At 59.2% G+C, this 12,220-nt stretch carries 10 protein-coding genes; 5 read left to right on the top strand and 5 right to left on the bottom strand.

The features are described from left to right. Positions 1 to 11: 11 nt before the first annotated feature. The 5 genes from HXW73_RS15370 to HXW73_RS15350 all read right to left on the bottom strand — a co-directional run bounded on the left by HXW73_RS15370 (position 12) and on the right by HXW73_RS15350 (position 5,793). Positions 12 to 854: a carbohydrate ABC transporter permease gene (locus HXW73_RS15370; RefSeq protein WP_186253906.1), complete on the bottom strand. Its 843-nt coding sequence runs from the start codon at positions 852 to 854 to the stop codon at positions 12 to 14. Next, the gene (locus tag HXW73_RS15365; protein WP_186253905.1) at positions 851 to 1,735 is read right to left on the bottom strand and encodes a carbohydrate ABC transporter permease; all 885 of its coding nucleotides are present in this window, start codon (positions 1,733 to 1,735) and stop codon (positions 851 to 853) included. The genes HXW73_RS15370 and HXW73_RS15365 overlap by 4 nt, the downstream gene beginning before the upstream one ends. A gap of 78 nt (positions 1,736 to 1,813) precedes the next feature. Then, positions 1,814 to 3,106 (bottom strand): ABC transporter substrate-binding protein, encoded by a 1,293-nt coding sequence (locus HXW73_RS15360; protein WP_186253904.1) that lies wholly within the window; start codon positions 3,104 to 3,106, stop codon positions 1,814 to 1,816. Positions 3,107 to 3,116: 10 nt separating this feature from the next. After that, positions 3,117 to 4,274 (bottom strand): ABC transporter ATP-binding protein, encoded by a 1,158-nt coding sequence (locus tag HXW73_RS15355; RefSeq protein ID WP_186253903.1) that lies wholly within the window; start codon positions 4,272 to 4,274, stop codon positions 3,117 to 3,119. 100 nt (positions 4,275 to 4,374) lie between these two features. Continuing rightward, positions 4,375 to 5,793: a sigma-54 interaction domain-containing protein gene (locus tag HXW73_RS15350; RefSeq protein WP_186253902.1), complete on the bottom strand. Its 1,419-nt coding sequence runs from the start codon at positions 5,791 to 5,793 to the stop codon at positions 4,375 to 4,377. 239 nt (positions 5,794 to 6,032) lie between these two features. On the opposite strand from HXW73_RS15350, the gene speB reads away from it, so the two are divergent. From speB to HXW73_RS15325, 5 genes are all read left to right on the top strand, one after another. Beyond that, a complete protein-coding gene (gene speB, locus HXW73_RS15345) occupies positions 6,033 to 6,983 on the top strand; it encodes an agmatinase (RefSeq protein ID WP_186253901.1) in 951 nt (316 codons plus the stop codon). A gap of 139 nt (positions 6,984 to 7,122) precedes the next feature. Further along, positions 7,123 to 8,502 (top strand): YjiH family protein, encoded by a 1,380-nt coding sequence (locus HXW73_RS15340; protein ID WP_186253900.1) that lies wholly within the window; start codon positions 7,123 to 7,125, stop codon positions 8,500 to 8,502. A gap of 10 nt (positions 8,503 to 8,512) precedes the next feature. Next, positions 8,513 to 10,183, top strand: a complete 1,671-nt coding sequence (locus tag HXW73_RS15335) for a 5-guanidino-2-oxopentanoate decarboxylase (RefSeq protein WP_186253899.1) — start codon at positions 8,513 to 8,515, stop codon at positions 10,181 to 10,183. Beyond that, complete coding sequence (locus HXW73_RS15330; RefSeq protein ID WP_186253898.1) at positions 10,173 to 11,483, top strand: purine-cytosine permease family protein; 1,311 nt, start codon at positions 10,173 to 10,175, stop codon at positions 11,481 to 11,483. Before HXW73_RS15335 ends, HXW73_RS15330 begins: the two co-directional genes overlap by 11 nt. Beyond that, entirely contained in the window at positions 11,480 to 12,214 is a 735-nt protein-coding gene (locus HXW73_RS15325) for an MBL fold metallo-hydrolase (protein ID WP_186253897.1), read from the top strand. The genes HXW73_RS15330 and HXW73_RS15325 overlap by 4 nt, the downstream gene beginning before the upstream one ends. Positions 12,215 to 12,220: the final 6 nt, after the last annotated feature.

Raw genomic sequence — 12,220 nt, 5'->3', positions numbered from 1 at the left:
GAGGCGTCAGCCTAGCGAATCCCCGCGCGTAAAAACGACTGCACGAACTGGCGCTGGAAGAGCAAAAAGGCGATCAACAGCGGGGCGATGCTGAGCAGCGTCGCGGCGCTGACAGTGGCCCAGTTGACGCCGGTTTCTGGCGCAGAGAAAACGCCCAAGCCCACCGTTAGCGGGCGGCTTTCCACCGAGTTGGTGACCACGAGTGGCCAGAGGAAGTTGTTCCAGTGGTGGCTGATCGACACCAGCCCGTAAGCCAGGTAGGTGGGTTTGGCCAGGGGGACGTAAACCTTCCAGAGAATTTCCAGCCAGTTGCAGCCTTCGATGCGCGCAGCGTCTTCAAGCTCGCGAGGAATGGTTTTAAAGGTCTGGCGGAGCAGAAAAATACCAAAGGCGCTGGCCACGTAGGGCAGCCCGATACCGGTGATGGTGTTGATTAGCCCAAGTTCGCTGGCGATGCGGTAGTTCTCGACGATCAGCACCTCGGGGAACACAAACAGCTGAATCAGCACCAGCATGAACAGCACGTTTTTGCCGGGCACCGGAAAACGGGCGAAGGCGAACGCCGCCAGGGTACAGACCACAAACTGGGCGAATACCACGCCGGTCACCAGCGCAAAGGTGTTCAGGTAGTAGCGGGCAAAGGGCGCCTGCGACCAGGCGTCGGTGAAGTTTTCCAGCGTTAGCGGGGCGAATATCTCAAGGTTCACCATGAACTCGCTGGGGTGAAACGCCGCCCAAAACGCATACAGCAGCGGAAAGATCCAGATAACCGCCAGCAGCCATGCGGCCACCGTTTCAAGCGATGGTACTGAGACGTAACGGGAGCGGGGCGCAGTGGTCGTTGTGGTGTTCATTGGTAGTGCGTCCTGCGGTCAAGGATCGTGAACTTCAGCGTTGCCACCACGGCGAGGACCAGCAGAATCACTACCGTAATGGTCGCCGCCGTGGTGCGGTCAAAGAACGAGAAAGCATTTTCGTAAACATAATAGAGCAGCAGGTTGGTGGCGTTGTTGGGCCCACCCTTGGTCAGGATAAACAGGTGATCCACCACACGTACCGCGTTGATCAGCGAGTTGATCAGCACGAATAATGTGGTGGGCATCAACAGCGGAAAGGTGACGCGCCAGAAGAAGCTCCAGCGGCCGGTACCTTCAAGGTCGGAGGCCTCTTTGAGTTCCGGTGGAATACTCTGTAGCGCGGCCAGGTAGAAAATCATGAAAAACCCGGCTTCCTTCCACACCGACATGATAATCACCGAGCCGAGTGCAACGCTTGGGTCGCCCAGCCAGTTAACGCCGGAAAATCCCAATGTTTCCAGCAGACTATTGAACAGGCCGATCTGGGGGGCGTAGAAGAACATCCAGATATTGGCGGCGGCGATCATGGGCAGAATGGTCGGGGTAAAGTAGGCCATACGCACAAAGCCGCGCCCCGGCAGCTTGCCGTTGACAAACAGCGCCATACCCAGCGCCAGGGCGATGGAGGTGGGGATGGTGCCCAGTGCGTAGAGCAGGTTGTTGCGCGCCACCTGCCAAAACGTTGGGTCATCGAACAGCACCTGATAGTTCTCGACCCCGACAAATTCGGCGGGCTCACCGCGAAAGCCGGGTAAAAAAAGGCTGTTGATGACGGTCATGATGGTGGGCAGGTACGCAAAGGCGGCCAGAAGCACGGCGGCGGGCAGTAACAGCAGCGCGCCGTACAGCTGCATTTTACCGTGGGCGGTTAAGGTCATGGCTGAACACCGCAAGTCGGAAAAAGCCGGGGCGCACCCCGGCGGACATGAAAGCGTACTGTTTTATTATGAAACGCCTTAGCGGGCGTAGCGGCGCAGGACGCCCTCGGCCTCTTGTTGTGCCTGAGAGAGGGCTTCTTCAGCTGTCATCTGGCCGGTTAACGCAGCCTGAACGGCATTGTCCAGGGCGCGGCGCACGCGGCCACCCTGGTAGGTGGAAAGTTCCGCCGTGCTGTGCTCCAACTGATCCCGGGCGACCGCTGCGGGCGCGAAATCGGCGATGTAGTCACGCAGCGCCTCGGTTTCGTAAGCGGCGGGGCTGACGCCCATATAGCCCGTCTCGATCGACCAGGCAGCGGCGCGTTCCGGGGCGGTCATCCAGCGAATAAACGTCATCGCAGCGCGCTGCTCTTTTTCCGGCGCATCTTTGAAAATGTAGAAGTTGCCGCCACCGGTGGGGCTGCCGCGCTGGGCTTTCATCGGCAGCATGGCCACACCAAAGTCAAAGTCCGCTTCGCTACGCACGGCGCTCAGATTGCCCGTGGTGTGCCACATCATGGCAGTGGACTCTTCGATAAAGTTCTGGCGCAGCGTGCCCCATTCGATGGTGTCGTCAGGCATGGCATCGTGCTCTGTGGCCAGCGATACCCAGTATTCAAGTGCTTCAATGGCCGCGGGGTCATCGAAATAGACCTCGGTACCGTCTTCGCTCATCAGCCGATGGCCGTTCTGGAAGGCGAAAGCCTGGAACATCCAATAGGGGTAGCCGGTAGAGGGCACCATCACGCCCCACTGCTCACCGTCGGAGGCTTCACGCACGGTGGCGGCCATCTCGGCCATCTGCTCCCAGTTTTCGGGGGGCGTTTCGGGGTCGAGCCCGGCGGCTTCAAAGGCGTCCTTGTTCCAGAACAGTACGATGGTGGAGCGCTGGAAGGGGATGCCATAGGTCTTGCCATCCAGCTGGCCGTTTTCCATCAAGCCGGGGTAGAAGCTGTCGAGCCATTCGCGTTCTTCGTCGCTTTCAACCAGATCGTCGAAGGCCACAATGGCGTCTTGCTCCAGCAGCTCGTAGAGGTCGATGGAGAACATGACCGATAGCTGCGGCGTGTCACCGGCTTCCATCGCCGACATGGCGCGTACTCGAGTGTCGTCGTAGTTGCCAGCGTAGATCGCTTCTACGTCTATATCGGGATGCTCGCTTTCAAACTCGTCAACCAGGTCGTCGACCACATCGGTTAACGCACCGCCGACGGCGACCGGGTAGTACATGGTCAGTTCGACAGGGTCGTTGGCAGCGGCCTGACCGGCGCTTAGCAGGCCAGCGGTGAGTGCAGAAAGAGCAAAAAGAGCAAAGGGGATACGGGCACGCATGGGGAACACCTCAACGTTGGGATTGGAGCTGGGAGTGGCGCGTTTCGTCTTGCGATGAACCGATGGGTAACTCGCTTTCCGGCGGAGCAGCGGGCATCAGTGAGTAAGCGTTCAGGTCGTCACGACGCAGGCCATCGTCGGCGAAAAGGTGAGCGGCTGACGCGGGCCAGCCGATCCGGCAGTGCTGGCCGGTAATCGCGTGGCGGCCGCGTAGTCGGATTCGCAGGGTATGTTGGCCGACTGATAAGTGGGCGATGGTGTCGGCACCCAGATATTCGTCGCTCAGCACCTTGGCCGGTACGCCGGCGGCTGACGCGGGGCGCAATTCGATATCCTCCGGACGAACGCCCAGTTGCCCGTTGGCAGCTTCTAGCGGAGCCACTGGTGTGCCGGGTTCGCTGTCAATCACGGCGCCATGGTCGCCTGGTACCAGTGGCAGCAGGTTCATGGCAGGGCTGCCGATAAAGCTGGCAGCAAAGGCGCTGGCCGGGCGGTTGTACAGCTCGTCGGGGGTGCCATCCTGCACGATCTTGCCGTGCTGCATCAGAATCACACGGTCGCCCATGCTCATCGCCTCGACCTGGTCGTGGGTGACATAGATCACCGTCATGTTCAGGCGGCTTTGCAGAGCCTTGATTTCCCGGCGCATGTCGCTGCGCAGCCGCGCATCCAGATTGGAGAGCGGCTCGTCCATCAGGCAGATCGGATGTTCGGAGATAACCGAACGGGCTAGCGCCACACGCTGGCGCTGGCCGCCGGAAAGTTGAGCAGGTTTGCGGTGTAGATAGTCGGTCAGGTCGACCAGTTCGGCGACCTTGGCCAGCCGTTCGCGCTGCTCGGCCTTGGGCACCTTGCGGCTGCGCAGGCCAAACACGATGTTATCGGCCACGCTCAAGTGTGGAAAAAGCGCATAGGACTGAAACACCATGCTCAGCCCGCGATCTCCCGGCGGCAGACGCGTGACGTCGCGGTCACCGATATGAATACGCCCATCGCTGGCTTCTTCCAGGCCGGCGATCATGCGCAATGTGGTTGATTTGCCGCAGCCCGACGGCCCCAGCAATATGACGAATTGGCCAGGGGTGACGTCGAAGGAAATACGATCGACGGCGGGCGTCGCGTCCCAACGTTTGGTAACGCGTTCCAGGCGGATACGCGATTGCTCCATAACACTCATCACCGGCTGTTGGTTGTTATTGGTCCAGCTTGTGTTGAAGGTGTTGCACTTGCATGACACTTATATAGCAATCCTGTGTCAAGCGAAATATTTACTTGGTGACACTAATGCCATAGCGCTGCAGCCGGCGCACGACGCTTGATTGGCTGATGCCCAGCCGCTCGGCGATGGCGTAAGTGCTGGGTAGCGTGGTGCTTAATTCTTCGAAGGTTTGTTGCTCTAACCTTGCCAGATACTGTTTGAGGGTTTCGTGGGGCTCAATGGGTGACGTCTTGGGGGAGGTTGGTGCGTTTGCCACATTCGTGGCGGGGTGTTCAGCGTGAGGGTGAAAAGCGGGCGTTTCGATTTGATCGGTGGGGCTCGAAAGCCAGGCTCTTTCCAGCCAGTTTTCCAACTCGCGGACGTTGCCCGGCCACTCGCTGCCCATCAGCGTCGACCATACCTGATTGCCCAGGATTTTTTGCCGCCCGTAGCGCTGGTTCAGCCGGTTAAGGCAGGCTTCGACGAGGTCGGGGATATCCTCGCGACGGTCGCGAAGTGGCGGCAGGGTGATGGGGATCACGTTAAGACGATAGTAAAGATCCAGCCGGAAGTGCCCGGCCTCGACCCGCTTGGCCAGGTCCTGGTTGGTGGCGACCACCAGGCGGAAATCGACTCGGCGTGGCCGTGTATCACCTAAACGGGTCAGGCTGCCATCCTGGATCACCTTGAGCAGTTTGGTCTGCATCAAAAGCGGTAGCTCGCCGATCTCATCCAGAAATAGCGTGCCCCCTTCGGCCTGCTCCAGCAGCCCGGCTTTGCCCTGCCTGGCCGCGCCACTAAAGGCGCCGGGCTGGTAGCCGAACATCTCTGACTCGAAGAGGTTCTCGGGGATGGCTGAACAGTTGACGTCGATAAAGGGGCCGTCACAGCGCTGGCTCCAGCGGTGCAATTGTTTAGCGAAGGCGGTTTTACCCACACCAGACTCGCCCAGCATCAGCACGTTGGCATCGGAGGGCGCCACGCGCTTGAGCAGCAGGGCGATTTCGCGCATGACATGGCTTCTGACCTGAAGGTTATCCAGGGCGTCATCCAGCGCCTGTTCTTCGGCATCGGGGGCGGCATGGCTGCGCTTCAAGTGTTCGCTGAAGCGTTTTTGCAGCAGGGCGTACTCATCTTGTAGCAGCTGGAGGTCGGTTAAGTCCCGCGAGCGACTAATGATGCGCTCAAGCCTGCCCTCCACAAAGACGGGATAGGCTTCGGCGATGACGCGTCGGCCTGTTCCGGTGATCTGCATAAGCTGTGCGGGTCGGCGCGTCCGCATCACTTCAAGCGTAATCGATGGTTTAAGCACCCCCGCGGCCTGAAGTTGTTGAACGCTGCTGGCAAGCAGTTCCTCCCGTGATAAACCGTAAACCGCTTCGGCGCCTGGGCTAATATCCAGCACGCGGCCGTCGCCGCCAACGATGAAGAAATGGTCGTTGGCAGTCTCGACGATGGTTTGCAGTACGCAGCTATCGATGTCGCTCACCGGTGGCTCCTTTGATTCGTTTTTGAATCGATGATGCATTATTGAGTCAATGGGTCGCGTATTCAATGCATTTTTGCATTATCTGAGCGGTTTAACCGCGCTAAGTGGCGGAATTATGGGTGAGGTAGAAGTTGGCACAGTATCTGCAGCATTTATGGATAGTCAGGCAGGATCGTCAGCGTTTAGGCGCCGCCTTCGCTGACGTGAATGGCTCAATCAATAACAAGCTGGAGATGAGTATGTCGGACTTTAATCAGCCGCTGGGCGGCAACAGCATGCCGCGCTTTGCCGGTCCCGTCAGCATGATGCGCCTGCCTACGCAGGAGACGGCTCAGGGGTTGGACGCTGCCTTTATAGGCATTCCCATGGATATCGGTACGTCAAACCGCCCAGGCACACGCCTGGGGCCGCGCCAGATCCGTGACGAGTCGCGCATGCTGCGCCCCTATAACATGGCGACCCGCGCTGCACCCTTTGAAAGCCTGCAGGTGGCGGACATCGGCGACGTACCCATCAATACCTTCCACCTGCCGAAAAGCGTCGACATCATTACCGCGTTTTACGACGAGGTGCTCAAGCATAACTGCATTCCGCTAACGCTCGGCGGCGAACATACGTTGACACTGCCGGTACTGCGTTCCATTGCCAAAAAGCATGGCCCGGTGGGGCTGATTCACGTCGACGCCCACGCTGACATTAATGATCACATGTTTGGTGAGCCGATTGCCCATGGCACGCCGTTCAGGCGGGCCCAGGAAGAGGGGCTACTGGCCGCCAACAAGGTCGTGCAGATTGGCCTGCGGGGGACGGGATACGCGGCGGAAGATTTCGACTGGTGTCGCGATCAAGGCTTTCGTGTCGTCCCGGCGGAGGATTGCTGGTACCGCTCGCTCGAACCGTTAATGAAAGAAGTGCGCGAGCAGATGGGCGATATCCCGGTGTACATCAGCTTTGATATCGACGCTCTGGACCCGTCGGTCGCCCCCGGTACCGGCACGGTAGAAATGGGCGGTCTGACGTCTTCGCAGGGGCTGGAGGTCATTCGGGGCGCGGCAGGCTTGAACATTGTCGGTGGCGACCTTGTGGAAGTCTCTCCCCCCTATGACACCAGCGGTAATACCGCCTTGATCGGCGCCACGCTGCTGTACGAAATGCTCTGCGTGCTGCCGGGCGTGAAACGCGGCAGCTAATCGCTAATCCGCTAGTCGCATTACAAAGTGCCGGTCTAACAAGGCGCAGTCGATAACGATACAAGATAAGAAGCGGTGCTGGCCGCCGCTTCAGAAATCGCCAACTCACCTCCAATAAACCTTCAATACAGGTGAACCCATGTCCTCGCATGTGCAGTTAGACGAGCCAAGCGCCGATGAACCGATCCAACGGCGTCATCTCATTAAGTTTTTAATTCCCTCCTTGATCGGGGTGCTGTTGTTCCTGGTGCCCTTTCAGGTAGGCGACACCATTAACATCGGCATGGGCCTGATGGCCGATGGGCTGCAAACCCTGTTGGGAACGGCCTTGCCTGCGATCGCCACGGTGGTTTTGTGCTTCTCGGTCGTGGCCACGCTTTACGCCAAACTGGCGAATCCCTCCTGGGCGACATCGGGCGTGCTCCGCGAGATGTTTCACGTCGGGCCGGTCTGGTTGGGTATGCGCATTCTGGGCGCGCTGTTTGCCTTGATGACGTTTTTCCAGGTGGGCCCTGAATTCGTCACCGCATCGTTTACCGGTGGGGTAATGTTGAATGATCTGGCGCCAGTACTGCTGACCTTCTTCTTCTTTGCCGCGCTGCTGCTGCCATTCCTGGTCGAATTCGGCTTTATGGAGTTTATTGGTAGCCTGGTGCGCAAGCCGTTCCGGGTGATTTTCAACCTGCCGGGCCGCAGCGCCATCGATGCCACCGCGTCGTGGATGGGGTCGGGTACCGTCGGCGTATTGATTACCACACAGCAGTATGAGCAGGGCTACTATAACGGCCGTGAAGCCTCAGTGATTGCCTCCAACTTTTCGGTGGTATCGATTGCCTTTGCACTACTCGTGACCAGCTTTGTGGATATCAACCACTTGTTTGTGCAGTTTTATTTCACGGTGGTGGTATCAGGTTTAATCGCTGCGATCATTGTGCCGCGTTTGCCGCCGCTGTCGCGCAAAGCCAATGACTACTACGAGCCGGTAGGATGTCAGCTACGCGAGGAGCGCACCGCTAAAATTGGCCTATTGCGTTATAGTTTGCTGCAAGCCACCCGCCGTGCCGCCGGTGCGCCGGGGCCAAGGGAACTGGCAAAGTTGGCGTTGCTTAACGTCATGGATATTTTCCTCGCACTGCTGCCGCTGGTGTTTGCGATTGGCACGGTCGCGCTGATTCTCGCCGAATTTACCCCGCTGTTTACGTGGCTTTCCTACCCCATGGTGCCGGTACTGGAGCTGCTGCGGATTCCCGAGGCAGAAGCGGCGGCGCCCGCTACCCTGGTGGGCTTTGCCGATATGTTCCTGCCCGCGGTACTGGCGACCAATATTGAAAGCGAGCTCACCCGCTTTGTGATTGCTTGCCTGTCGCTCACCCAGCTGATCTACATGTCGGAAATCGGCGCGCTGCTACTCAAGTCGAAGATCCCGATCAAGCTCTGGGAATTGGCAGCGATCTTCCTGCTGCGTACCGCAATTACGCTGCCGATCATCGCCTTTATGGCCCACACGTTTTTCTTCTAAGGGGCCTGCGATGAATGCTGATGCAACGAGCAACCAATCAACCGATCCAGCAACCATGACCTGCGCCGAGCTGCTGATCCGTCTGTTGCGCGATACTTACGGCGTGCGCGCGCTGTTCGGCATTCCCGGCGTGCACACGGTCGAGCTTTATCGCGGGCTTGCAGGCAGCGATGTGCAGCACGTCACCCCGCGCCATGAGCAGGGTGCGGGGTTTATGGCCGACGGCTACGCCCGCGCCAGCGGCAAGCCTGGGGTATGCCTGATTATCACCGGGCCGGGGATGACCAATATCGCCACTGCTATGGGCCAAGCCCTGGCGGACTCCATCCCCATGCTGGTGATCTCCAGCGTGAACCGCCGCGATACGCTGGGTTTGGGCCAGGGGCGGCTGCACGAACTGCCCAGCCAGCAGCAGATGATCAGTGGTGTGGCGCGGTTTAGCCATACGCTGCTGGATGCCAACACACTGCCCGAGGTGCTGGCTCGTGCCTTTGCTGTGTTTAACGGGGCGCGGCCAGGCCCGGTGCATATCGAAATCCCCATCGACCTGTTTAACGCGCCGGTAAAAGCGCCGGTTTCGTGGCAAGCGCCCACACTTTACCGAGCCGCGCCTGATCCTGAAGGGGTTGCCGAAGCTGCCCGCCTGCTACAGGCGGCGAAGCAACCCCTGGTGCTGCTGGGTGGCGGCTGCGTGGCAGCGCCAGAGGCTGCGCGAGCACTGGTAGAAAAGCTGGATGCCCCCACGGTGATCACGATCAACGCCAAAGGGCTGCTAGGTCGTGACCACCCACTGGATTTGGGGGCTAACGCGGCGCTACCCGCGGTGCGCGAGCTGGCCGCCAGCGCCGATGTGATCCTGGCGGTGGGGACCGAGCTGGGTGAGACCGACTACGACGTGGTGTTTGACGGTGGTTTTCATCTCAATGGCACGCTGATTCGGATCGATCTCGACCCAGAACAGCTGGTGCGTAACCAGCGCGTCACCCTGGGGCTGGTGGGGGACGCCGGGCGCAGCCTTGAGCTTCTGCTTGCTCACTTCCCCGAGCCAGTAAAGCGCCACGGCACTGAACGAACCGCCGCCGCCTTGAGCGCGCTGGATCTGCAAAACGACCCTGCCTTTAGCGATTTCGTGCCGCTGTATAAAACCCTGGCTGAGCACTTGCCCGAGGCGATTCTGGTGGGTGACTCCACCGCGCCGGTGTATGCCGGGAACCATCTGGTCAGTCAGCCAGCGCCACGGCGCTACTTCAATGCCTCCACGGGCTACGGCACCTTGGGCTATGGGCTGCCCGCGGCGCTAGGTGCCCAACTGGCGCGGGCAGATCTGCCGGTGGTGGCGCTCGTCGGTGATGGCGGGGTGATGTTTACCCTCGCCGAGATCGCCACAGCGGTCGAAGAGCGCCTGCCGGTGGTGATCGTGCTGTGGCACAACGCTGGTTTTGAGGAGATTCGCCGTTATATGGATGCCAACGGCGTGGCCCGTCTGGGCGTGGATATCCAAGCGCCCGACTTTCTCACTTTGGCCGAAGGGTTCGGCTGTTCAGCTTTGCGAGTGGAAAGCCCCTCTGAATTTGCCCAGGCGCTGGCCAATCGAGACCCCGAAGGGCCGCTCTTGATCGAAATAGACGCCGCAGCATGGCAAACAAACCTGATTCAAACAGGAGACAAAAATGAAAAATAATCATGTAATAGGCCAAGACACGCTGTCGGCAGATGATGTGGAACACAGTCTCGGACTGCCTGGCACTTTCGCGCTCTGGCTGGGTGCTAACGTTGTTGTTACCACGATTTTAACCGGCATGTTTTTGGTGCCGGACTTAACCTTTCAACATGCCATGCTGCTGATCGCGGTAGGCTCGGCGATCGGTATTATCCCGCTGGTGTTGATCGGGGTAATGGGTCAGCGCACCGGTATGACCACCATGGTGCTGGCGCGCGGTACCTTCGGCAGAAAAGGCGCCAACTTTCCTGCCTGGGTGAACCTGCTGGCGTTGATTGCGTGGAGCTGGATCCAGGCGCTCTTGGCGGGGATGAGCCTCGACTACGCGGTTGAAAGCCTGACCGGCTACTCCAACGTGGCGCTATTTACGGTGCTGTGTGAATCGCTGGTCGTGCTTATCGCGCTGCGTGGGCATTTAGGGATCGAAAAGGTCGAGAAAATCGCGGCGCTGTTAATGGTGGGGCTATCGGCGGTGGTGCTGTTTGCGCTCAATCGTCATTACGATTTGCCAAGCATCACCCAACTGGAGCCGGAAGGCGTGCTGGGCGGTGGCGTGATCTTCGATATCGTCGTGGCCACCGCCTTTTCCTGGATTCCGCTGGCGGCAGACTACAATCGGCATTGTCGTTCACTGAAGGCAGCGGTCGTCGGTACCTGGGGCGGCTATGTGACGGCCACCCTGATTGCCATGGGGCTGGGCGCCACGGTCTCGGCGCTATCTATCGCGGAAGGTATGGAGCAGACCTACGATCCCACGGCGCTGCTGAGCGGTTTCGGGTTTGGCCTACCAGCGGCGCTGGTGATTTTCTTTTCGGTGCTGACGACGAACGTCATGTGCGTCTATAGCGCGACGCTTTCCTTTATGAGCGTGCGCCCCAAGGTGCCGTTCTGGAAGCCTGCGCTGATCATTGGCATCGTGTCCGTGATTGGTGCACTGATTCCCGGTATTCTCGATCAGTTCCAGAACTTCCTGCTGATTATTGGCAGCGTTTTTATTCCTGCCTTTTCGCTGATGATCGTCGACTACTTTCTGCTGGGTCGCGAGCGCTACACCTCGGCCCAGTTGATTCAACAGGCAGAAAGCCTGCCTGCGTTTAACTGGCTGGCATTGGGCAGCTATGCGGTAGGGGCGCTTTTGGCCTACTACTGGAACTGGGTGGCGCCGTTGGACTTTGGTGCCTCGCTACCTGTGTTTGTGATCACTGGCGGGCTCTATTACGTTGTCAGCAAAGTGGCGATTACCAAGCGAGCGACAGCATGAACTTGACGCGTATTGACGAGCACCAGTGGTACCGTACCGCCGCCAAGGCGGACGGTATTACGCTGATCGACGAACCGTGGATCAAGCCGTTTTATCGCTGCAATATCTGGCATGTTCAGGGCAGCGAGCGCGGCATGGTGGTGGATTTTGGCCTGGGGACCATCCCATTACGCCAGCACGTCGCGCTGCTTAGCGAGCGTGATCTGTTGGCGGTGGCCAGCCATACCCACTTTGACCATATTGGCGCAGCCCACGAATTCGACTGTTGCCATGTGCATCGGGCGGAGGCAGACATTCTGACTTCCCCGGACAACGCGCGAACCCTGGCAGCGCAGTTTCTCAGCGACGACATGTTCGAAGCGCTACCGCCCGAGCCGTATTCCCATGAACGTTACCAGATTGCCGCGCCGCAAATGGTGAGCCCATTAGAGGATGGCGAGGTGCTGGATTTAGGCAATCGCCAGTGGCAAGTCATCCATACGCCGGGCCATTCCCCCGGCGGTATCGCCCTGTGGGAAGCGGCGACCCAGACACTGATTTCGGGCGATCTGATTTACGACGGCCCGTTGATTGAAGACCTCTGGCATAGCGATCTCACCGACTATGCCGCCAGTATGCGACGGCTGAGAGAGCTGCCAGTACGCACGGTGCACGGCGGGCATTTCCCCAGTTTTAGCGGCCAACATCTCAAGCAGCTTATCGATGACTGGCTTCGCCAACACGACCTTTAAGGAGCC

It is taken from the genome of Halomonas sp. SH5A2 (assembly GCF_014263395.1).
GTDB lineage: Bacteria > Pseudomonadota > Gammaproteobacteria > Pseudomonadales > Halomonadaceae > Vreelandella.
Note: the sequence above shows the minus strand (reverse complement) of the source record. Positions and strands in the feature narration are given on the sequence as shown.

Coding starts and splice junctions, on each gene's coding strand:
- HXW73_RS15370 (WP_186253906.1), bottom strand. CDS start 854: ATGAACACCACAACGACCACTGCGCCCCGCTCCCGTTACGTCTCAGTA.
- HXW73_RS15365 (WP_186253905.1), bottom strand. CDS start 1,735: ATGACCTTAACCGCCCACGGTAAAATGCAGCTGTACGGCGCGCTGCTG.
- HXW73_RS15360 (WP_186253904.1), bottom strand. CDS start 3,106: ATGCGTGCCCGTATCCCCTTTGCTCTTTTTGCTCTTTCTGCACTCACC.
- HXW73_RS15355 (WP_186253903.1), bottom strand. CDS start 4,274: ATGGAGCAATCGCGTATCCGCCTGGAACGCGTTACCAAACGTTGGGAC.
- speB (WP_186253901.1), top strand. CDS start 6,033: ATGTCGGACTTTAATCAGCCGCTGGGCGGCAACAGCATGCCGCGCTTT.
- HXW73_RS15340 (WP_186253900.1), top strand. CDS start 7,123: ATGTCCTCGCATGTGCAGTTAGACGAGCCAAGCGCCGATGAACCGATC.
- HXW73_RS15335 (WP_186253899.1), top strand. CDS start 8,513: ATGAATGCTGATGCAACGAGCAACCAATCAACCGATCCAGCAACCATG.
- HXW73_RS15330 (WP_186253898.1), top strand. CDS start 10,173: ATGAAAAATAATCATGTAATAGGCCAAGACACGCTGTCGGCAGATGAT.
- HXW73_RS15325 (WP_186253897.1), top strand. CDS start 11,480: ATGAACTTGACGCGTATTGACGAGCACCAGTGGTACCGTACCGCCGCC.